A 19848-nucleotide genomic window follows, 5' to 3' on the forward strand; every position below is an offset into this window, starting at 1 on the left:
ATGCAGTCCGCCCTTGTCGATTTTGACCCGACGGTTGCGGCTCTCGCGACGTCCGTCAAGGCTTCGCAAGGCAAAAAAATGACTTGGCCGTCACCAATTACATGGGCAATTTGACGGGATGACCCAGACGACGCCACAACGCCTGTCACTCCCGCGCGTACTCGCATTTTCCAGCCTCAGCATTCCGCTTGCCGGGGTGGGGCTGCCGCTCGCCGTGTACCTGTCGCCGCTGTATGCCAATGAAGTGGGTCTCGGGCTGGAAATGACCGGCCTTCTCTTCATGCTCCTGCGGTTCTGGGACATCTTTACCGATCCCGTCATGGGCTATCTGGTAGATCGTTACCGCAGCCCGCTGGGGCGCGTGCGCCACTGGATCCTGCTGAGCATTCCGATACTCGCCATCGCGACCTTTTTTATCTACATGCCGCCGCGCACGGGGGTCGGTCCCGCTTATTTCATCGGCTGGATGGCGCTGTTCTATGTTGGCTTCACCCTGCTGCAGACTTCGCGTTCAGCATGGGTGCCAGCGATCGCAACCACCTATGATGAACGCTCCCGCCTGTTCCTGTGGCCAGAGATAATCAGCACATTGTCGATGCTGACGCTGCTCGCGCTGCCGGCGCTGTTGCCATTGTTCGGATTTGAATTGGACCGTTTTGCACAGGTCGCGGTAATGGGCGTCGTACTGCTCGTTTCCCTGCCGGTCGCAGGCGCCCTGTCCTTCTTCTTCGTGCCGGACCGGCCTGTGCCTGGCGATCAGGGACATGCGATGAAGTTCGAGCTGAAGCCCATCCTTGGCGCGCTGAAGAACCAGATGTTCGGCCGCCTGCTGGCGATGGAATTGCTGGCCGGAACAGCCATTGCCGTCACCGCCGCGAATTATCTCTTTGTCGCCGAGTACGTCTTCGGGCTCAGCGATGGTCAGTCCAGCCTGATCCTGATGATCTTCTTCATCACGGCTGTTGCGGCCATGCCGCTATGGCTGTTGCTGGCCAGGCGGACGGAGAAGAACATCGCCTTTCGTGCTGCGACGATGATGTCGGCCCTCAGCTATATCCTCTACTATGTGTTTGGGCAGGTTGGCGGGTTCGGGCCCCTGCTTATTGGCGCAATTATCAACGGTGCTGCATTCAGTGCACCGATCATCCTGACGCGGTCCATGACGGCAGATGTTGTCGAATGGCATGCCTCCCGTACCGGGGAAAATCGTGCCGGCATCTATTATTCGATTCTGACCAGCGCGTACAAGACCGGGTCCAGTCTGGCATTTGGTGTCGGGTATCTGATGGTGGCCCAGTTGGCGGGGTTCCAGCCGGGCCAGCCGAATTCGCCCGAAGCCATCAACGGGTTGCTGATGATCTTCTGCCTGCTGCCCGGGGTACTGTATCTCGGCGCGTCGTTTGCCTCCTGGACCTATCCGCTGTCACGGGCGATGCAGCAGGATGTGGCCAGAAGCCTCGATCCGCGCGGGCCCCAGACGCTCGACTAGAAGCCGCTCCCGGGCTTCGCGAGATAGGCGGCTTCCTGCGGTGTGGTCTCCCGCGCCAGAACCGCGTTCCGATGCGGGAACCTGCCAAACTGTTCAATGACCGCCTTGTGGGCGTAGGCATATTCCAGTGTCGCCTCGGCGAGTTGCCGGAACGCGCTGCGCGCATCCTTTACAAGCGCCGAAAACATCTCGACCGCGCGGGTCTGGTCACCGATATCCTCGGAATGTTCGAGGGGAAGATAGAAGAAGATTCGCTCTGCCTCGCTGAGGGTGAGGTCCTCGCGCAGGGACAGGCCTTCCTTGCACAGGCGCAGCGCGAGCGCGTCCTGCGAAAAGGCACGGGGGCTGCCGCGGAACAGGTTCCGGCTGAACTGATCCAGCACGATGATGGCCGCAAGGCGCTCGCTTGTGCCGCGTTCTGCCCAGTCGTCTGCCAGGGGGCCGGCAGCCAGAGTTTCGAGCAGGGGAAGGAATTTCGCGCGAATTTCAGCGTCGATGTCTTCGGACTTGGCAAACCACATCTTGTTCCTGACGCCCGCCTCTTCAGCCGAGGATGCAGCATCGCCGATCCAGAAGGCGATCACGTCGGACGGGGCAGGCAGGTTTGTCATGTGGCGGGCCTTTTTGCGACGACCATGAAATTGACCGATGTGTCCGATGTCAGCGCCCATGAACCGGACAGGGCACGGTAGGATACGCCAATGGCGGGCTCGGGTTGCATCCCGGCGGCGAGAAGGGCCGTGCGGACCTCGTCCGGGGTGACGAATTTCGACCAGTCATGGGTACCGCGCGGCAGCCAGCCAAGGACATATTCGGCGCCGATGACCGCCGTGGCGAGGGCCCTGGCCGTCCGGTTGAGTGTTGCCACGATCATCAGGCCGCCCGGCCTGACGAGCGAGGCAGAATCCTTGAGGAATTCATGCGCATCGGCGACGTGCTCAACCACTTCGAGGTTGAGCACGATGTCGAAAGGGGGCTCGCCTGAATCGATCAGTCCTTCGGCTGTGCCCGCTCGGTAATCAATGCCCAGGCCCTGTTCCTGTGCGTGTGTCAGGGCTGTCTTGATGTTTGCCTCCGAGGCATCGACGCCTGTCACGGCGGCGCCAAGACGCGCCATGGGTTCGCACGCCAGCCCCCCGCCGCAACCGATATCAAGCAGGCGCAGGCCCTCCAGCGGCTTTGGCCGGCCAGCCGGGATCGCAAAGTGGGCCTCGGCAGTTTCGCGAATGAATTTCAGCCGTATCGGGTTGAACCGGTGCAGCGGCTTGAATTTTCCGGTCGGGTTCCACCAGTCGGCAGCCATGGCGGAGAATTTCGCAACTTCGGCTGCGTCGATGCTCGGCGTGCTTGGCGCGGCGCGAGAGCCTTCAATTGTTTTTACCATCCTGTGGCGTTCCCGTTTGATCCGAGATGAACTTAACCCTATGAGGGCGCAGATAAAGGGCAATCCCTTCACTGGACAGGATATGGGGCGAAATGGCGCGTACGGTTCTGAAATTTGGCGGTACTTCGGTCGGCGATCTCGACCGGATCGCAAACGTGGCTGACATCGTTGCAGACCGGGCAGCGCGTGGCGAGCATATGGCGGTGGTCGTCTCGGCCATGGCTGGCGAGACAAACAAGCTGGTCGCCTTTGCCGAGGGCGCTGCCGGGCCTGACCTGTCCCGCGAGAATTTCCACGACGAGTACGACGTGATCGTTGCCTCTGGCGAGCAGGTCACGGCAGGTCTTCTTGCGCTTGCCCTTCGCCGCCGCGGGCTGAAGGCGCGAAGCTGGCTTGGCTGGCAGCTCAGACTCAAGACGGACGAAGACCATGGCCGCGCCCGTATTCTCGGTTTCGACAATAGCGGCCTGCCGGAATCGATCGACCGGGGCGAAATTGCCGTTGTGGCCGGCTTTCAGGGCGTGACGGATGATGACCGTGTGGCGACGCTTGGCCGGGGCGGGTCCGATACGAGCGCGGTGGCCGTGGCGGCGGCCCTGAATGCCACGGTCTGTGACATCTACACGGATGTGGACGGCGTTTACACGACCGATCCGCGCATGGTGCCAAAGGCTCAGCGTATTCCCAAAATATCGTATGAAGAGATGCTCGAAATGGCGTCGCTCGGCGCGAAGGTGCTGCAGACCCGTTCTGTGGAACTCGCGATGAACCATAATGTACCGGTACGCGTTCTTTCCAGCTTCCTGAAGCCGGGCGAGCCCAATCCCGGAACCCTTGTCTGCTCAGAGGATGAAATCGTGGAAAAACAGGTTGTTAGCGGTGTTGCCTATTCACGCGACGAAGCGAAGGTCACACTTTACGGGGTTGCCGATAAACCCGGCGTTTCGGCCAAGATCTTCTCGGCACTCGCGCGTGCCGGCGTCAATGTCGACATGATCGTTCAGGCCAATGCGCGTGGGCCGGAACGGGCCAACATGGTGTTCACCTGTACAGACCGCGACAGCCCGATTGCCAAGGAAACGCTGGAGAAAATGTCGGACGACATTGGTTACCAACAGCTTGAAGTCACACGGGACGTCTCCAAGATATCCATTATCGGAGTGGGCATGCGCAGTCATACAGGCGTCGCAGAGACCATGTTCACGGCGCTCTATGAGAAAGGCATCAATATTGATGTCATTTCGACCTCGGAGATCAAAATTTCGGTATTGATTGCTGCACCTTATACCGAACTGGCCGTTCGGGCCCTTCATACGGCCTTCGGGCTTGACGCAGTGTAAACCCGACTGCGACTATTGGGAGAACCATGCCCTATAACCTGCCGGCCACGCGTCTCCTGATGAATCGCCTCCGCCAGGTGATGGCGGAGGATGGTGATGCGCGATTTCGGCTGGACCAGGTGGTCAGGCTGATCGCCTCGACCATGGTCGCGGATGTCTGCTCGATCTATCTGCGTCTGACGGGCGGCGAATTGCTGCTGATTGCGACCGAAGGCCTGAAGCCTGAAGCCGTGTCGACGACGCGGCTCGCCCCGAATGAGGGCCTTGTCGGCCTCGTTGCCAAGCGCGCCGAAGCCATGGCGATCCAGGACGCGCCGCGTCACCCGTCATTCTCCTATCGGCCTGAAACCGGCGAAGATCCCTTCCATGCCTTTCTGGGCATGCCCATCCTGCGTGGCGGGCGCGTTCTTGGCGTCCTGACGGTGCAGAACCGTACCGAACGGGCCTATGGTGACGATGAGATCGATACATTGCAGACCATTGCGATGGTGCTGGCGGAAATCGTCGACCGGATGGACCCGGAACACATGTCGAATGGCGACATGTCCAAACGCGAGCGTAATCTGGCGTCCCTTACCGGCCGGGTGCTTTGCGAAGGCCTGGGGTACGGCCGCGCCGTGCTCCACGACCCCGTCGTCCCCGCCGCGAAATTCTTTGCCGCCGACCAGAACCTGGAAGCCGTGCGGCTGACCGAGGCCCTGAAGGGCCTGAAGGAAGCGATCGACCAGATGATGGCGCTGGACGGCGCCGCGCTTGGCGACGATCCGCGGGACGTGATGGAAACCTATCGCCTGCTGGCGCACGACCCGTCCTGGGCCGAAAAACTGCGCGAGGGCGTCAAGTCGGGTCTCTCGGCAGAAGCCTCAGTCGACCGGGCACGCCGCGAGCACCGCGCGCGCCTGCAGAGCGCCCGCGATCCGTACCTGCGCGAGCGCCTGAATGACCTTGAGGACCTCGACAACCGCCTGCTCCGGGTTCTGGCAGGCGATGACGGCAAGCCGCAGATCAACGAAGAGCGCAGTGTGCTGGTCGCCCGGCGCCTCGGGCCAGCCGAACTGCTTGACTATGCCAATGCCGGCTTGCGCGCGATCCTGATGGAAGAAGCGGCGGTGTCGTCTCACGCGGCCATCGTCGCCCGGGCACTCGGTATTCCGACCCTTGGCGGGATTGAGGGCCTTACAACCCGCATTGACCAGGGCGACTGGGTGATTGTGGATGCCGAGAAGGGCACGCTGCACATCCGTCCCGATGACTCGCTCTACGATGCCTACAAAGGCCGCGTGGCATTGCGATCCGAGCGACAGGCGACGTATGCCGCGCTGCGCGGACTGCCGTCCAAGACAAAGGACGGTACACAGGTTTCACTCTACCTGAATGCGGGCCTCGACCTCGACATGGACATGCTTGACCAGGTCGGCGCCGACGGGGTCGGGCTGTTCAGAACGGAATTCCAGTTTCTCGTGTCCGAAACGCTGCCGCGGCTGGATGACCAGGTGGCGCTGTATCGGCGCGTGCTGGATCGCGCTGCGGGCAAGCGCGTCATTTTCCGCACGGTGGATCTTGGCGGCGACAAGGTCTTGCCGGCGCTGAATACGACCCGGGAGGAAAATCCGGCGCTGGGATGGCGATCCATCCGTTTCGCACTGGACCACAAGGGCCTGTTCCGGCGGCAGTTGCGGGCGCTCGTCCGGGCGGCCGGGACCGAACCGCTGACTGTCATGTTCCCGATGGTGACGGTGCCGAGCGAGTTCTTCGAAGCACGTGACCTGCTGATGAAGGAAATCGAGTGGACTGAGACGCGAACCGGTAAGCGCCCCTCGACGCTTGAAGTCGGCGTCATGCTGGAGACCCCTGCACTGGCGTTCAGCCTGTCCGAGCTCGCTGGAAAGGTCGACTTCCTGTCTGTCGGCACAAATGACCTGATGCAGTTCTTCTTCGCGGCCGACCGGATGACGCCCACAGTCTCCGACCGGTACGATCTGGTCAGCCCTGCGGGCATGCGCTTTCTCAAGCAGGTTTCAGAGGATTGTGCCACGCATTCGATCCAAATGTCGGCATGTGGCGAAGCTACGGCGTCTCCCTTGTCGGCGCTCTGTTTCCTGGCGCTGGGTTTCCATGCGCTTTCGATGCCTGCAGCCGCTATTGGTCCGGTCAAGCGTATGGTAAGATCTGTTGACCTTGGGGCATTCCGGCGTGATTTTCTCAAGGTTCTGGACACTCCAGACGATGCGTTCCGTAACCAAGTATTAGCTTTGGCGGCGGATCATCGGGTGGAATTGTCCGACGGTTGAGGCTGTCTGGTCCTAAATTCACCATGTTTCTGGACCAGAAATTGCTCGTCTAACAGGCGAATACACCGACTGGCGGCTGGATTGGAAGAATATGGGACACGAAGAAACCCCCAACGCGCAAGATTCCGAAATGCACGCAGCATCACGCGCGATTGCAAGTGGAACGGACCGTTCGTCTGGAGAGACGCGCGTGCCGGAACCGCAGGCGCAGCTGGTTGAACCCATGGACATGCGTGCCGTGGCGCTCGAGATTTTCAAGACCCGGAAATATGAGGGCGAAAGCCTGCGTATGGGTCAGGTCCTGCGCCGCGTTCGTGAGACGCTTGGTCTCAATATCGCTGATATTTCCCGCAAGTCCCTGTTGCGTCAGGATTTCCTGATGTGGATCGAGCGGATGGAGATCGGCCAGATTCCCAAAGGCTACCTGACGCCTTACCTGCGGGCATATTGTGTCGAACTCGGTTTGCCGGACAGCGACGTGATCGCGCAATACACGCACGAATGTGGTGCGGTGTCGGAAGTCAGGAATTCTGCCCCGGTTCCGAAAATTGGCGATATCGCGCCGCCAAAGCCGAAATGGCCGCTGATGGCGGCTGCCGCCGCCGTGCTTGTGGTCCTGGGAGGCGGAGCGATTGGTCTGACGCAGGTGATCAAGCCTGCGCCGGAACTTGCGCCCGCACCTGCGATTGTCGCAGTCAATGGCGCCCGCCACAGCCTTTTCGACGATGCGAGTGATGCCAACCGGCCATTGCCGACGCATCTTCCGCTCGAGCTGGTTGCGACACGCCAGGGATGGGTCGAAGTGCGCGGCGCAGATGGCACGATATTCAGAAGCCGTGTGATGGTGGCGGGTGAGAGCTATTTCCCGCGCCTTGACGCTGGCTGGACGGTGTCCGCCAAGGATGGCGGCGCTTTCCAATGGCACGTCGGGGATGCCGTAATTGGTCCGTTGGGCCCGGACGGTGCGCCGGTATTCTCGGTCAGTGTCGACCAGAAGCTCGCTGAAGCAGCCGAAACGGCTGCGCCGACAGTGGCGTCTAACGGTGCGAACCAGGCAACGCGCTAGTCTGTGACGCCGCAGGGGGCTTTACCTTGGTCGTCCGGCACGCCACATGACGGGCAGCAATGACCCACAGGGAGACGCACGTGCGATGAGCCACAATCCGATCCGGCCCTGGCGCAATATTGACCGGCGCCTCTCACGCAAGATCCGTGTTGGCTCCGTGGAGGTCGGCGGGGACGCGCCGATTGCGGTTCAGTCGATGACGAATACGCCGACGCATGATGCCGCAGCGACGATTGGCCAGATCCTGCGCATGGAGGAAGCGGGCGTTGATATCGTCCGCGTGTCCTGCCCTGACCAGGAGTCGACAGCGGCCCTGAACGAAATCGTCCGCAATGTCGGCGTGCCGATCGTGGCCGATATCCATTTCCACTACAAACGGGGCATCGAGGCGGCTGACGCTGGCGCGGCATGCCTCCGGATCAATCCGGGCAATATCGGTTCGGTTGCACGGGTCCGTGAAGTGGTGGCTGCGGCGCGGGCAAACGGGTGTTCCATGCGGATCGGCGTCAATGGCGGGTCGCTGGAGCGCCATTTGCTGGAAAAATACGGCGAGCCCTGCCCTGAAGCAATGGTCGAGAGTGCATTGGACCACGCCCGGATCCTCGATGATCTCGGATTTCATGAGTACAAGATCAGCGTCAAGGCGTCGGACATGTTCCTGACCGTCGCGGCTTACCAGCAGCTCTCAGAGGCAACGGATGCACCGCTGCATCTGGGTATCACTGAAGCGGGCGGCCTGCGAACCGGCACAGTGAAGTCGTCGATCGGCATGGGCAGCCTGCTCTGGGCTGGTATCGGCGACACGATCCGCGTGTCGCTCTCTGCTGATCCGGTCGAAGAGGTGAAGGTCGGCTACGAGATGTTGAAATCGCTCGGTCTTCGGACGCGCGGCGTCAACATTATCGCCTGTCCGTCGTGTGCCCGGCAGGGTTTCGACGTGATTTCGACTGTCGAAACACTGGAGAAGCGTCTCGCGCATATTTCCGAGCCTATCTCGTTGTCGATCATCGGCTGTGTCGTCAACGGACCGGGAGAGGCCGCGATGACAGACCTTGGTTTTACCGGCGGCGGGGCCGAATCCGGCATGATGTACGCGGCAGGCAAGCCGGACCGGAAAGTCGGCAACGCTGCCATGGTCGAGGAAATTGTTCAGGCCGTTGAAGAGAAAGCCCGAATGTTGCGCCAGGCGCGTGAGGCAGCCTCCGTCGCAGCTGAATAAAAACGTTTTCGTGAAGGGACTGCCCTTTTCATGGAAGGGCGATAAGAATTCGGCCAATGCTTCAGCTGGCTTAGGGCGATTACCGAATGATCTGGTTTCTCAAGCGGTTTCCGCTTCTCCTCCTGATCGGCCTCATGGCGCTGATCATGTCGAACTGCACCATGCTTGGCCTGAACTATGCGAGTCTGGAAACAGACAACAAACCCTTGCCCGAGCCACCGCTGAAGGCGACGTCGTTTGCGGAAAACTCTGCCCCGCGAACGGCGCTGAAGCGGGCGTTCGAAGACACGCTCTATGGGCCATGGCCTGAAGGCATGCCTGTGTCGCACGGCGCCTGGCGCGTGGTGGATGCCGACTACCTGGCCGGGCGCGGCACGCTGGAAGAGATCGAGATCACCGTGGGTTCAGGTCCGGGCGCCCGGTCCTTTCATCTCGTCACGGCCTTTCCAAAGGCCGCTCAGGCAGGCCCGCTCGTGATCAGCCAGACCTTTTCCGGCAATTGCGATGTGTTTCCCGGCAGCCTGGTCACCGCGTCCGACGGCGGCATCTGTGACGGACCCGAAATGACAGGGATCGTCGGATTCCTGGCCACCCGGATTTTTGGCACCTATATCGCGCAAGCGCCCGTGTCCCGGTATTTCGACGCAGGCCTTGCCTATGCGAGCTTTTATGCCAGCGAACTCGTGCCCGACCGTAACGGTGAAGCCCAGTCGGTGATGGCCGGCATGGGTGGCCCGGTGAACCCGACCAGTGCGCTGATGGCGTGGGCCTATGGCTTTTCGGCAGCCCTGGAAGTGCTTGAAGCCGATCCACGGATTGATGCAAACCGCACGGCTTTGATGGGCCATTCGCGGCATGGGAAATCGGCACTGATCGCTGGCGTGTGGGACAGGCGCGTGGACGCCTTGATTGCCCACCAGTCCGGATTTGCCGGAGCGTCACTGTCGCGCTCGGAAACCGGAGAAGGTCTTGTTCGCATGGCAAAGAGCTATCCGCACTGGCTGGCGCCGACTGTCCGGCTCTATCTTGATGACCTTTCCAGCCTGCCGGTCGAGCAGCATGAGTTACTGGCGCTTCTTGGGCCCACGCCCGTTCTGCTGGGCAATGGGCGGAGCGATGTCTGGTCAGACCCCAACTCCTCCTATCGCGCGGCGCAGGCTGCCTCGGAGGTTTACGAGATGGCCGGTGCGAAGGGTTTGACCGATACTGGCATGCGGTCATTCGATCCGGATGCCGGCCTCGCATTCTGGATGCGCCCGGGCGGGCATAGCGTCGTGTCCGAGGACATCGACGCTTTCACCGCCTTCCTGGCCGCACATCTTGGCCAGCCTGCAATCCGCGAATCAGCTGTTCAAACTGCAGATTGCCCCGTAAGTTCCTCAATAATAACAAAAGTGGGAGGGGCAAAATGTCCGTAACTGTTGAACTTCTGAAACCTGTTCTGGCGCTGGTTTGCTGGACGCTTGTGATGTGGCTGTGGATGTATGCTACGCGGATTCCGGCCATGCAGAAGGCCAGGATCGATCCGGATCTGGCCCGCCACCCCGGCACCTATGGTGACAAGCTGCCGGCGAATGTCCGGTCGGTTGCCGACAATTACAACCATCTGCACGAACAGCCGACAATCTTCTACGCCCTCATGTTCTTTGCGGCGCTGACAGGCGGCGAAGGGCATTTCATGGTGCTGGCAGCGTGGATTTATGTTGGCCTGCGCGTGCTGCATTCCTTCGTCCAGATTCTGCAGCCGAAAGTGGTCCTGCGCTTTGTCGTGTTTGCGCTGGCATCGATTACGCTGATCGTCATGGCCGTGCGCGAAGTGCTCCGAATCTTCGTCTAGGCGCAGTATGTGGCAGCGAGGGCGCTTCACGCGCCCTCAAAACCGCTCTAAAGGGCGGCCATGGCCACTATTTCCCCTTCCAGACTGCAACAAGTCATCGACCGGTTCGATCAGGTCGAAGCCCGCATGGGCGCGGCAACCGAGACAGCGGAAATCATTTCCCTGTCGAAAGAGCATGCTGAACTCAAACCCGTTGTCGACAAGGCCCGCGAGCTGATGTCCGCTCGCAGGGAGTTCAGCGAAGCCGAAGCCCTTGTTTCAAGCGGTGATCCCGATATGGTCGAACTCGCCCGCGCCGAAGTCGAAGATCTCAAAGACCGCCTGCCGGCGCTGGAACAGGAAGTCCAGGTTCTGCTCCTGCCCAAGGATGTCGACGACAAGGCTGATATCGTGATGGAATTGCGGGCCGGGACCGGCGGCGACGAAGCGGCCCTGTTCGCCGGCGACCTGTTCCGGATGTATTCCCGGTATTTCCAGATCATGGGCTGGAAAGTGGATATCGTGGACGCATCGGAGGGCGATGCCGGCGGTTACAAGGAACTGATCGCAAACGTGTCCGGCGACGGCGTATTCGGGCACATGAAATGGGAGAGCGGCGTACACCGCGTCCAGCGCGTGCCGGCAACGGAGACGCAAGGACGCATTCATACATCTGCCGCGACTGTGGCGGTTCTTCCGGCCCCGGAAAATGTCGAGATTGAGGTTCGCCCTGAAGATATCCGTATTGATACAATGCGCTCGTCAGGTGCCGGTGGTCAGCACGTCAACACGACCGACTCCGCCGTGCGTATCACGCACTTGCCGACGGGGATCGTGGCGACCAGTTCCGAGAAGTCGCAGCACGTGAACCGCGAAAAGGCGATGGAGCAACTCAAGATTCGCCTCTACGAACGCGAACGTTCGATGAAGGACGCCGAACGCGCCGAGGCGCGCGCGAACCAGATCGGGTCGGGTGACCGAAGCCAGAAAGTGCGGACCTATAATTTCCCGGAAAATCGCATGACGGACCATCGCATCGGCCTGACACTGTATTCACTGGACCGGATCATCACGGGCGACAAGCTGAACGATGTCGTGGAGGCACTGATTACGGAAGATCAGGCCCGCAAGCTGGCGGCAATGGAGAACGAGAACTGAACCGCTTGACGTATACGGACTTGATCGTCACGGCCGCCGGGCGGTTGCGCAAGTCCGGACTTGACTCGCCGCAGCGTGAAGCCCGCCTTCTGATGTCACTGGCATCTGAGCTGACCACGTCGGAATTGATCCTGGCGGGAGACCGGTACCCTGCGGCCAGTATCGCGGACAAATTTGAACTGATGGTCAGTCGCCGCGGGGCACGCGAGCCATTCCAGCACATTGCCGGTTCGGCGTCGTTCTCTGGTCTGGAATTCATATCTGACGCGCGCGCTCTGGTCCCACGCGCCGACAGCGAAGTCGTTGTGGAAACTGCGCTGCGCCTGCTGCCTGACCGTCCGGGTGTTTCGGTCGCCGACCTTGGAACAGGTTCCGGCTGCCTGCTTGTCGCCATGCTTGTGAACCGTCCGGAAGCGAGAGGCGTCGGTGTTGAAGCTGATCCGCTGGCCGCATCACTGGCCCGGGAAAATATCGACCGGCACGGTCTTGGCGCGCGCGGGTCGGTGTCCATTCAGTCGTGGGGAGACTGGGCGGGCTGGGATGACGTCGACCTCGTCATATCCAATCCGCCCTATATTCGTACCGGGGTGCTTTCAACGCTGGAGCCCGAGGTGCAACGCCACGATCCGCTCGCCGCGCTTGATGGCGGAGCAGATGGGCTCGATGCCTATCGTGAAATCGCTGCCCTTGCGCGCCGGTATCTCAAGCCGGGCACTCCGCTGGTTCTGGAGATTGGATTCGACCAGAAAGCGGATGTGCGCAATATCCTGTCCGGTGCCGGGATGGTTAACATTGACAGGCGCCCGGACCTGAACGGCAATGACCGTGTTGTCTGGGCGATCCAGCCGCGTTCCTGACACGCACATTTCCGCTTGGCGGAGCGCATATTACAGGTTAGAACCTGTGCGTGAGGTGCTGGAAGCCGCTTAAGGCAAGTCTGCTCCACCCTCGTCAGACTCGCGCAAATACGGGGCTCGGCCATCAATCCTTAGGCCATTGCGTTGGGAATTGCCTGCAAGACACGCAGGCGCATGAAACGGGATACACATTCATGAAACGCTCACGCGGGCGCAATCGTCGCTCAGGCGGTAATAACAATACCAACAATCACAATAATCCGAACCGTCACTATGAAAGTGTCGGTCCGGACGTAAAGATCCGTGGGTCCGCCCAGCAGGTTCTTGAAAAATATCAGCAATATGCCCGGGACGCCCATACAAGTGGCGACCGTGTATTGTCTGAAGCATATTTCCAGTTCGCAGAACACTATCAGCGGATCGTGGCAAAGCAGCTGGAAGCCAAGGACAAGCAGCAGCCGTCACAGCGTGGTGGTCGCGATGACCGGGATAATCGGCGCGATGATCGCGACAACCGCAATGATGGCTCCGATGGCGACTCCGATTCTGACAATCGCCAGGAGGAAGCTTCGGTTGAAGTCACGTCGCGGCCAAATCGCAATCCCGAGCCTGAGGAGGGTGAGGCAGCGTCCGACACGCCCGAGTCCCTCAAGGTGATAGATGGCGACCAAACGAATGCCGCTGATGCCGATTCCGAACGGAAGCCGAAGACGGCTGCGGATCGTCCGAAAACGCGTCGCAAACCGTATCGTGCGAAAGAGGCGTCTGAAGATCCCGAAGCCGTGACGGATGGGGTCATGAAGACCTTGTCACGCGGTCGCCGCAAGGCCGCCCCTGACGCGTCAGAAGACGTGTCTCGCGCTGACGACGCCGCAGAGACCACCGCAGACTAGGCTCACGCGAAGTGTCTGACCTGCGCCAGGACATTGCGATACGGCGTGCCGTACCCGCAGATGCAGAGCCGCTGCAGGCGCTTGGTATACAGTCATTCGTGGCAGCATTTGGTCACCTTTATCCGCAGGACGATCTCGATGCCTTTCTGCGTGACAACTATGGCCTGCAGAGTTGGCGCCGCCAGGTATCGAGGCCGGACCGGCCAATCTGGATTGCCGAATCGCCTGATGGCTCGCTCGCGGGCTACGCTCAGGCGAGCCCATGTGACCTCCCGGTCGATCCCATGCCGGACGGCGCGCTCCAGCTGCGACGGCTCTATGTGCGCCCGGATATCCTGTCACTGGGTGTGGGCGCAGCGCTGATGGGGCCGGTACTGGACTGGGTCGATGCAGCGGGCCGTCCGCCCCTGTTCCTGGGGGTATGGTCTGAAAACGTGAAGGCCCGGAAATTCTACAGTCGGTACGGCTTCACCCGTGTCGGCGAATACGACTTTCCCGTTGGCGCCCAGGTTGATCTCGAGTTCATTCTCCGGCGCGATTGAACTTGTCGCAGGCCGCGTGCCTTGCAGAGTTCCATGTCCCTCCCCAAATCCAGATCATAGTCGGAGGCCGCCGCTGAGCGGGGCCTCGTTTCCACTGATCGAGTCTGCCTTTGGAAGGGGATGACCATGAATATTGACCAGTACACAGAACGCGCACGCGCAATCGTGCAGAGCGCCCAGACCGCCGCGCTCGCCAGCGGCCACCAGACACTCACGCCCGCTCATATGCTCAAGATCATGCTTGAGGATCGCGATCAGCTGGCCGTGAACCTCATCCGTGCGTCTGGCGGGCGACCGGAACTGGTTGTGCAGGGCGTTGATGGCGCACTTGCCAAACTGCCCAGGGTGACGGGGGCCAATACCGGTCTGCGCCTGGAGCAATCATCCGCAAAGCTGTTCCAGGACGCAGAAGACAGCGCGAAGAAAGCAGGCGATTCGTTTGTCACGACCGAACGCATGTTGCTGGCAATTGCGGGGCTCTCCGGCGATCCGGCCGCCGAGGCTCTGAAGAGTGCCGGCGTGACGGCCAGGGCGCTGGAAGCGGCAATCAGCGAGCTTCGCCAGGGCCGCACGGCCGACAGCGCCAATGCCGAAGAGGGCTACGAGGCCCTCAAGAAATATTCCCGCGACCTGACCCAGGATGCGCGCGACGGCAAGCTTGATCCGGTCATTGGCCGCGACGAGGAAATCCGCCGCACGATGCAGGTTCTCTCGCGCCGCTCGAAAAACAACCCGGTCCTGATCGGCGAACCCGGCGTCGGCAAGACGGCCATTGCCGAAGGTCTCGCGCTGCGCATAATCAATGGTGATGTCCCTGAAAGCCTGAAGGGCAAGCGCCTGCTTGCGCTCGACATGGGCGCGCTGATCGCCGGCGCGAAATTCCGCGGCGAGTTCGAAGAACGCCTCAAGGCGGTATTGAACGAAGTGCAGCAGGCCGCCGGCGGCGTGGTTCTCTTCATTGACGAAATGCATACGCTCGTCGGCGCGGGCAAAGGCGATGGCGCGATGGATGCGTCCAACCTGCTCAAGCCTGCGCTCGCACGGGGTGAACTGCATTGTATCGGTGCAACCACACTGGATGAGTATCGCAAGCATGTTGAAGGCGATCCGGCGCTCGCCCGGCGCTTCATGGCGGTTTTCGTGGACGAGCCATCGGTCGAGGACACGATCTCAATTCTCCGTGGACTGAAGGCGCGCTATGAGGCACACCATGGCGTGCGCGTGTCGGATGCCGCGATTGTTTCGGCGGCCACCTTGTCGAACCGGTATATCACAGACCGGTTCCTGCCGGACAAGGCAATCGACCTGATGGATGAGGCGTCGTCGCGTCTTCGCATGCAGGTGGATTCCAAACCCGAGGAGCTCGACGAGATCGACCGTCGTCTCCTGCAGCTGAAGATCGAGGCCGAGGCGCTCAAGAAGGAAAAGGATGCCGCATCGAAGGACCGGCTGAAAACCATCGAGGCCGACATTGCCGACCTGCAGTCAAAATCCGACGAACTGACCTCTGCCTGGTCGGCCGAAAAGAACAAGCTCAAGGGGACGGCCAATGCGAAAGACCAGCTGGACCGCGCCTATGCCGACATGGCCGAGGCACAGCGGACTGGCGATCTTGCAAGGGCGTCCGAGCTGAAATTCTCGACCATTCCCGCGCTGGAAAAGCAGATCAAGGATGTCGAGGGATCGGAAGACGAGGACGACGGGCTTGTATCCGAAGTTGTCCGGCCCGAGCATATTGCGGCCGTTGTTTCCAAGTGGACCGGCATCCCGGTTGACAAGATGCTCGAAGGCGAGCGGGAGAAACTTCTGCAGATGGAAGATGCGCTGCGGGCACGTGTCGTGGGGCAGGATGCGGCGCTCGAAGCGGTATCAAATGCCGTGCGGCGTGCGCGGGCGGGCTTGCAGGATCCCAACCGGCCCATAGGTTCCTTCCTGTTTGTCGGTCCGACCGGCGTCGGCAAGACAGAGCTGACAAAGGCCCTCGCCGAATTCATGTTCGAGGACGACACGGCCATCCTGCGGCTCGACATGTCGGAATATTCCGAGAAGCACTCGGTTGCCCGCCTGATTGGCGCGCCTCCCGGCTATGTCGGCTATGATGAAGGCGGCGCGTTGACCGAAGCTGTTCGCCGTCGCCCCTATCAGGTGATCCTGTTCGACGAGGTTGAGAAGGCCCACCCGGATCTCTTCAACACACTGCTGCAGGTGCTCGATGACGGGCGTCTGACCGATGGACAGGGCCGCACCGTGGACTTCAAGAACACGATCATCATCATGACCTCGAACCTCGGCGCTGACGCCCTGGCGAGCGGTGAAGAGGGTGACGTGTCGGAGGCGGCACGCGACAGCGTGATGAGCGCAATCCGGATGCATTTCCGTCCGGAATTTATCAACCGCATCGACGAGATCGTCTTCTTCAAGCGACTCGGACGAGGTGAGATCGATCATATTGTCGATATCCAGATGGGTCGCCTTGAGCACCTGCTGGCATCACGCAAGATGAAACTCGACCTTAGCCTCGATGCCCGCAACTGGCTGGCTGCGCGCGGCTACGATCCCGTCTATGGGGCCCGTCCGCTGAAGCGTGTCATTCAGAAAGAGCTTCAGGACCCGCTTGCGCGCCTGCTGCTTGAAGGCCGCATCGCAGACGGTGAAACCATCCATGTCGGTGTCGAAGGCGACATGCTTTCCATCAACGGCGTGCCGAATGATTTCGCCAGGGGACGTGTGGCGCTTAACTAGGCTGACGATTTCTGCCGCGCCCGTGCTTTCGCCGGGCGCGGCAGATCGCTTTTGCTGTTGATCGTCACGGACTGCTCGTATGCACCACGGGCAGCAAGGTGGCTGCCATGAGGCTGTCGGGAACGGTTGCGCCGCGAAGGGCGTCGATCATCGCCTTCTGCTTCAGGAAGGCTGCGTATTCTTCCGGTTCGCTCGCCAGGTTGCGTCCGGACGGGAGTTCGAGCGTCATCGGGTTCACGTAGCGGCCGTTGCGGCGGATTTCGTAATGGAGGTGCGCGCCGGTTGCAGAGCCGGTGTCGCCGACATAGCCGATTATGTCGCCAGCCTTCACGGCGTCGCCCGCAGCCAGACCGGCAGATTTCGACATGTGCGCATACAGGGTCTCGAAACCACGCTTGTGGCTGATTCGGACATGCTTCCCGTAACCATCATTGAAGCCGATGAACGCGATCACGCCGTCGCCGGCTGCCTGTATTGGTGTACCGGCCGGGGCACGATAGTCGACGCCCGTGTGCAGGTGCAGGTACCCCGTGAGCGGGTGATAGCGCTGGCCAAATCCTGAATTGATCGGAACACGTCCGATGGGGAAGCGCGTGAGGAAGGGCTGGGCAGCCACGCCATTCGCGTCAAAGAACTCCGTGCGGCCGGAGTCTCCGGGTGTGTAGCGATACCAGCTGCCATGGCTGTTCGTGCCATTGAAGGCGGCAAAGACAAGATCACCATTTTCGATGAAGTTTCCACGCTCGTCTTCGGCAATCTCGAAGACGGCATCGAAACGGTCTCCGCGAAGGCCGCCGGCGGCCAGTGCCGCGTCATCGGGAAACAGGGCTGCGAGGGATGTCGCGTGGCCCGGCTTGCCGCCGCCTTCTGTCAATGCAGCAGCAAGCGTTGTTTCGATCTCGCCCGCGACGCGCCTGTGCGAGGTCATCATGCGTGCCGTCAGAACGCTCACGAAAAAGCGGTCGTCGGCCTGGCGGGTGGCGAGCAAGGTATTCCTGGCGTCAGGCTTGATGGAGACGGCAATCAGGCGGCTTGTGTCATCCTGCATCGCGCTCTCGTCGAAATAGGCCGTCAGCGCCGTGCCGGGGCGCATGCGCTTGCGGTCAACAAGGCCTGTCTGGCGCAGCGCAGCCACGGCCGCTTCTGCGTCTTCGGCGCTGGCGCCCAGCACTTCCAGCACATCGGCGGCGGCTGCGCCGGCCGTCACTTGCCCGATCCGGCTGGCGGTCGAGGCCGTCGGCAGGTTCTCCCGGAAGTCCAGCATCGCCTGCGCCGCGTTGGCGCTCGTGAGTTCGGCTGGCGGTTGCGGGCGCACGAAGATGAAAAGCGCCAGCATGCCAAACAGCACGAAGGCACCCATGGCCCACTCCAGGGCACGATCCGGCCGGAATGAGCGGTCGACCTTGGCGGGGCCCGGATGTCGAGTTTTCATATCTGATGTCCCTGGCAGGGCCCGAAAGGGCCACGCTGAGTGATTCAGGACATCACGAGCAAGAAATACGCCACGAACGCGAATTTCAGGTCAGTTGATGGATTTCATCTCGGCTCAGGGCTGATCGGTTGTTGCCGATACCAGAAGTGCCTGCTCGAAATCAGCACCTTGACTGGCGCGGATCTGGTCGATCTCGGCCTTTCGGGCTGCGAACTCCGCGAGGATTTCCGGCGTTTCGGCCAGCTTGCGCCCGGTCGGCAGTTTCAGGCGCATTGCATTGACCGGCGTTCCCTTGATGTAGACCTCATAATGGAGATGAGGCCCGGTCGAGGCGCCAGTTGATCCGACATATCCGATAATATCACCCTGGCGCACGCGCTTTCCGGCTTTCATGCCCCGGCCATAGCGCGACAGGTGCGCGTAGGCGGTCTGATATCCGTTGGCGTGCTTGATCTTCACATAGTTGCCATAGCCACCATAGCGGCTCGCGCGGGCCACGGTCCCATGCCCGGCAGCATAGACGGGCGTTCCCGTAGGCGCTGCGAAATCCGTGCCCTTGTGCAGGCGTGTATAGCCCGAAATGGGATGGCGCCGCTTGCCGAATGACGAGGACAACCGGGCCCCGTTGATGGGCGTTTTCATCAGGAACTTGGTGGCGCTTTCGCCCTTGCTGTCGAAATAGTCAGCGACCTGGTCGTCACTGGGTGCAAAGCGGTAGAAGTCGCGGCTGAGGGCGCGGCCATCCAGCGATGCGAACACGACTTCGCCAGACTTCACGGGCTTTCCGCGTTCGTCGACATATGTTTCGTAGACGATTTCGAACGCGTCGCCGGGATGTATTTCTCGTTGAAAATCAACGTCATACGCAAAGGCATTCGCGAAGTCGACGACCTGCTGGTCACCCGCGCCAAGGCTGCGGGCCGTGTCGTAGATAGACGTCTCGATCGATGCGGCAATGCGGTGATAGGAGGGGGTCAGACGTGCATTGAGGGCAGTGGCTTCCCAGGCACCATTCTGTGTGCGCGTGATCAGGAGGCTGCGATCGGCTTCGGCTCGGATCGACAGGGCCCTGAGCTGGTCGTCCTCCATATAGGCTTCTGCCAGGAGGCCCGGACGCAGACGGCGCGCGTCGAGCAGGTCGCCCGAATAGAGTGTGTGAAGTGCGCTATTGGCGTCCTGGTGGTTGGCGCCGAGACTGACGACGAGGTCAGTCAGGGTCTGGCGTGACTTGAGCGTGCCGGTATTGCGGGCGAGCACGGCCGGATCGTTCAGGTCAGTGGCGCTGAGCAGGGTAACGGCGAGCGGGGGAGGTGTCGCTGCGTCGGCAGTGCCGTGAGTGGGCTGGCCAGACGGGTCGACCATGAACAGGCCGGCCACGGCAGAGGCCGTTCCCAGTACAACAAGGACCGCGAGGCTCTTCAGGCCCTGGGACACATTACGGCTCGGCGCGTGTGTCTCTTTCGGTTCGGTTTCGGTGACTTCTTCCACGCGCAACTTCCCGTTTTACTCAGAACGCCAGCACCCAGGGAACGGATGAGGATGAACAGACGTTCACAATGACATAAGCACGTTGCGTTAAAGAATACAGAACGCGCTAAATTTGGCCTTCTTGCCTTTTT

16 protein-coding genes are annotated in these 19848 nt (G+C 61.0%); 12 read left to right on the forward strand and 4 right to left on the reverse strand.

The features are described from left to right. Nucleotides 1-118: 118 nt before the first annotated feature. Nucleotides 119-1489, forward strand: a complete 1371-nt coding sequence (locus tag ACQ66M_RS11680; RefSeq protein WP_350170592.1) for an MFS transporter — start codon at nucleotides 119-121, stop codon at nucleotides 1487-1489. Here the strand turns inward: ACQ66M_RS11680 and ACQ66M_RS11685 are convergent. Beyond that, entirely contained in the window at nucleotides 1486-2100 is a 615-nt protein-coding gene (locus ACQ66M_RS11685) for a DUF924 family protein (protein ID WP_350170593.1), read from the reverse strand. The genes ACQ66M_RS11680 and ACQ66M_RS11685 overlap by 4 nt on opposite strands. Beyond that, on the reverse strand, nucleotides 2097-2873 hold the full coding sequence (ubiG, locus tag ACQ66M_RS11690) for a bifunctional 2-polyprenyl-6-hydroxyphenol methylase/3-demethylubiquinol 3-O-methyltransferase UbiG (protein WP_430403949.1): 777 nt from the start codon (nucleotides 2871-2873) through the stop codon (nucleotides 2097-2099). The genes ACQ66M_RS11685 and ubiG overlap by 4 nt, the downstream gene beginning before the upstream one ends. A 92-nt stretch (nucleotides 2874-2965) precedes the next feature. Between ubiG and ACQ66M_RS11695 the strand changes: the two genes are divergently transcribed. From ACQ66M_RS11695 to clpB, 11 genes are all read left to right on the forward strand, one after another. After that, nucleotides 2966-4213 (forward strand): aspartate kinase, encoded by a 1248-nt coding sequence (locus ACQ66M_RS11695; protein WP_350170595.1) that lies wholly within the window; start codon nucleotides 2966-2968, stop codon nucleotides 4211-4213. Between the two features lie 59 nt (nucleotides 4214-4272). After that, on the forward strand, nucleotides 4273-6504 hold the full coding sequence (gene ptsP / locus ACQ66M_RS11700) for a phosphoenolpyruvate--protein phosphotransferase (RefSeq protein ID WP_430403951.1): 2232 nt from the start codon (nucleotides 4273-4275) through the stop codon (nucleotides 6502-6504). A gap of 130 nt (nucleotides 6505-6634) precedes the next feature. After that, the gene (locus ACQ66M_RS11705; RefSeq protein ID WP_350170597.1) at nucleotides 6635-7570 is read left to right on the forward strand and encodes a helix-turn-helix domain-containing protein; all 936 of its coding nucleotides are present in this window, start codon (nucleotides 6635-6637) and stop codon (nucleotides 7568-7570) included. Nucleotides 7571-7655: 85 nt separating this feature from the next. Next, on the forward strand, nucleotides 7656-8789 hold the full coding sequence (ispG, locus tag ACQ66M_RS11710; protein ID WP_350170598.1) for a flavodoxin-dependent (E)-4-hydroxy-3-methylbut-2-enyl-diphosphate synthase: 1134 nt from the start codon (nucleotides 7656-7658) through the stop codon (nucleotides 8787-8789). Nucleotides 8790-8875: 86 nt separating this feature from the next. Further along, nucleotides 8876-10207 (forward strand): alpha/beta hydrolase family protein, encoded by a 1332-nt coding sequence (locus tag ACQ66M_RS11715; protein WP_430403953.1) that lies wholly within the window; start codon nucleotides 8876-8878, stop codon nucleotides 10205-10207. Next, nucleotides 10198-10626, forward strand: a complete 429-nt coding sequence (locus ACQ66M_RS11720; RefSeq protein ID WP_350170600.1) for an MAPEG family protein — start codon at nucleotides 10198-10200, stop codon at nucleotides 10624-10626. Before ACQ66M_RS11715 ends, ACQ66M_RS11720 begins: the two co-directional genes overlap by 10 nt. Before the next feature lie 60 nt (nucleotides 10627-10686). Further along, nucleotides 10687-11763: a peptide chain release factor 1 gene (gene prfA / locus ACQ66M_RS11725; RefSeq protein WP_430403955.1), complete on the forward strand. Its 1077-nt coding sequence runs from the start codon at nucleotides 10687-10689 to the stop codon at nucleotides 11761-11763. Between the two features lie 20 nt (nucleotides 11764-11783). Then, complete coding sequence (gene prmC / locus ACQ66M_RS11730) at nucleotides 11784-12620, forward strand: peptide chain release factor N(5)-glutamine methyltransferase (RefSeq protein WP_430403957.1); 837 nt, start codon at nucleotides 11784-11786, stop codon at nucleotides 12618-12620. A 194-nt stretch (nucleotides 12621-12814) separates the two neighbouring features. Further along, entirely contained in the window at nucleotides 12815-13513 is a 699-nt protein-coding gene (locus ACQ66M_RS11735; RefSeq protein ID WP_430403959.1) for a DUF4167 domain-containing protein, read from the forward strand. Between the two features lie 11 nt (nucleotides 13514-13524). Next, nucleotides 13525-14055, forward strand: a complete 531-nt coding sequence (locus ACQ66M_RS11740; protein ID WP_350170604.1) for a GNAT family N-acetyltransferase — start codon at nucleotides 13525-13527, stop codon at nucleotides 14053-14055. Nucleotides 14056-14181: 126 nt separating this feature from the next. After that, nucleotides 14182-16797, forward strand: a complete 2616-nt coding sequence (clpB, locus tag ACQ66M_RS11745) for an ATP-dependent chaperone ClpB (protein ID WP_430403961.1) — start codon at nucleotides 14182-14184, stop codon at nucleotides 16795-16797. Nucleotides 16798-16861: 64 nt separating this feature from the next. On the opposite strand, the gene ACQ66M_RS11750 is transcribed toward clpB, so the two are convergent. Together ACQ66M_RS11750 and ACQ66M_RS11755 are read right to left on the reverse strand one after the other, a co-directional pair. Next, on the reverse strand, nucleotides 16862-18229 hold the full coding sequence (locus tag ACQ66M_RS11750; RefSeq protein WP_350170605.1) for a M23 family metallopeptidase: 1368 nt from the start codon (nucleotides 18227-18229) through the stop codon (nucleotides 16862-16864). Nucleotides 18230-18343: 114 nt separating this feature from the next. Next, complete coding sequence (locus ACQ66M_RS11755; RefSeq protein WP_350170606.1) at nucleotides 18344-19717, reverse strand: M23 family metallopeptidase; 1374 nt, start codon at nucleotides 19715-19717, stop codon at nucleotides 18344-18346. Nucleotides 19718-19848 lie beyond the last annotated feature (131 nt).

Source organism: Hyphomonas sp. (assembly GCF_965284475.1).
GTDB lineage: Bacteria > Pseudomonadota > Alphaproteobacteria > Caulobacterales > Hyphomonadaceae > Hyphomonas.

Excerpts from the sequence above, each read along its gene's own strand:
- ACQ66M_RS11685 (WP_350170593.1), bottom strand. The coding sequence starts at position 2,100 with ATGACAAACCTGCCTGCCCCGTCCGACGTGATCGCCTTCTGGATCGGC.
- ACQ66M_RS11735 (WP_430403959.1), top strand. The coding sequence starts at position 12,815 with ATGAAACGCTCACGCGGGCGCAATCGTCGCTCAGGCGGTAATAACAAT.
- ubiG (WP_430403949.1), bottom strand. The coding sequence starts at position 2,873 with ATGGTAAAAACAATTGAAGGCTCTCGCGCCGCGCCAAGCACGCCGAGC.
- ACQ66M_RS11705 (WP_350170597.1), top strand. The coding sequence starts at position 6,635 with ATGCACGCAGCATCACGCGCGATTGCAAGTGGAACGGACCGTTCGTCT.
- clpB (WP_430403961.1), top strand. The coding sequence starts at position 14,182 with ATGAATATTGACCAGTACACAGAACGCGCACGCGCAATCGTGCAGAGC.
- prfA (WP_430403955.1), top strand. The coding sequence starts at position 10,687 with ATGGCCACTATTTCCCCTTCCAGACTGCAACAAGTCATCGACCGGTTC.
- ACQ66M_RS11680 (WP_350170592.1), top strand. The coding sequence starts at position 119 with ATGACCCAGACGACGCCACAACGCCTGTCACTCCCGCGCGTACTCGCA.
- ACQ66M_RS11750 (WP_350170605.1), bottom strand. The coding sequence starts at position 18,229 with ATGAAAACTCGACATCCGGGCCCCGCCAAGGTCGACCGCTCATTCCGG.
- ACQ66M_RS11695 (WP_350170595.1), top strand. The coding sequence starts at position 2,966 with ATGGCGCGTACGGTTCTGAAATTTGGCGGTACTTCGGTCGGCGATCTC.
- ACQ66M_RS11720 (WP_350170600.1), top strand. The coding sequence starts at position 10,198 with ATGTCCGTAACTGTTGAACTTCTGAAACCTGTTCTGGCGCTGGTTTGC.
- ispG (WP_350170598.1), top strand. The coding sequence starts at position 7,656 with ATGAGCCACAATCCGATCCGGCCCTGGCGCAATATTGACCGGCGCCTC.
- ptsP (WP_430403951.1), top strand. The coding sequence starts at position 4,273 with ATGAATCGCCTCCGCCAGGTGATGGCGGAGGATGGTGATGCGCGATTT.
- ACQ66M_RS11715 (WP_430403953.1), top strand. The coding sequence starts at position 8,876 with ATGATCTGGTTTCTCAAGCGGTTTCCGCTTCTCCTCCTGATCGGCCTC.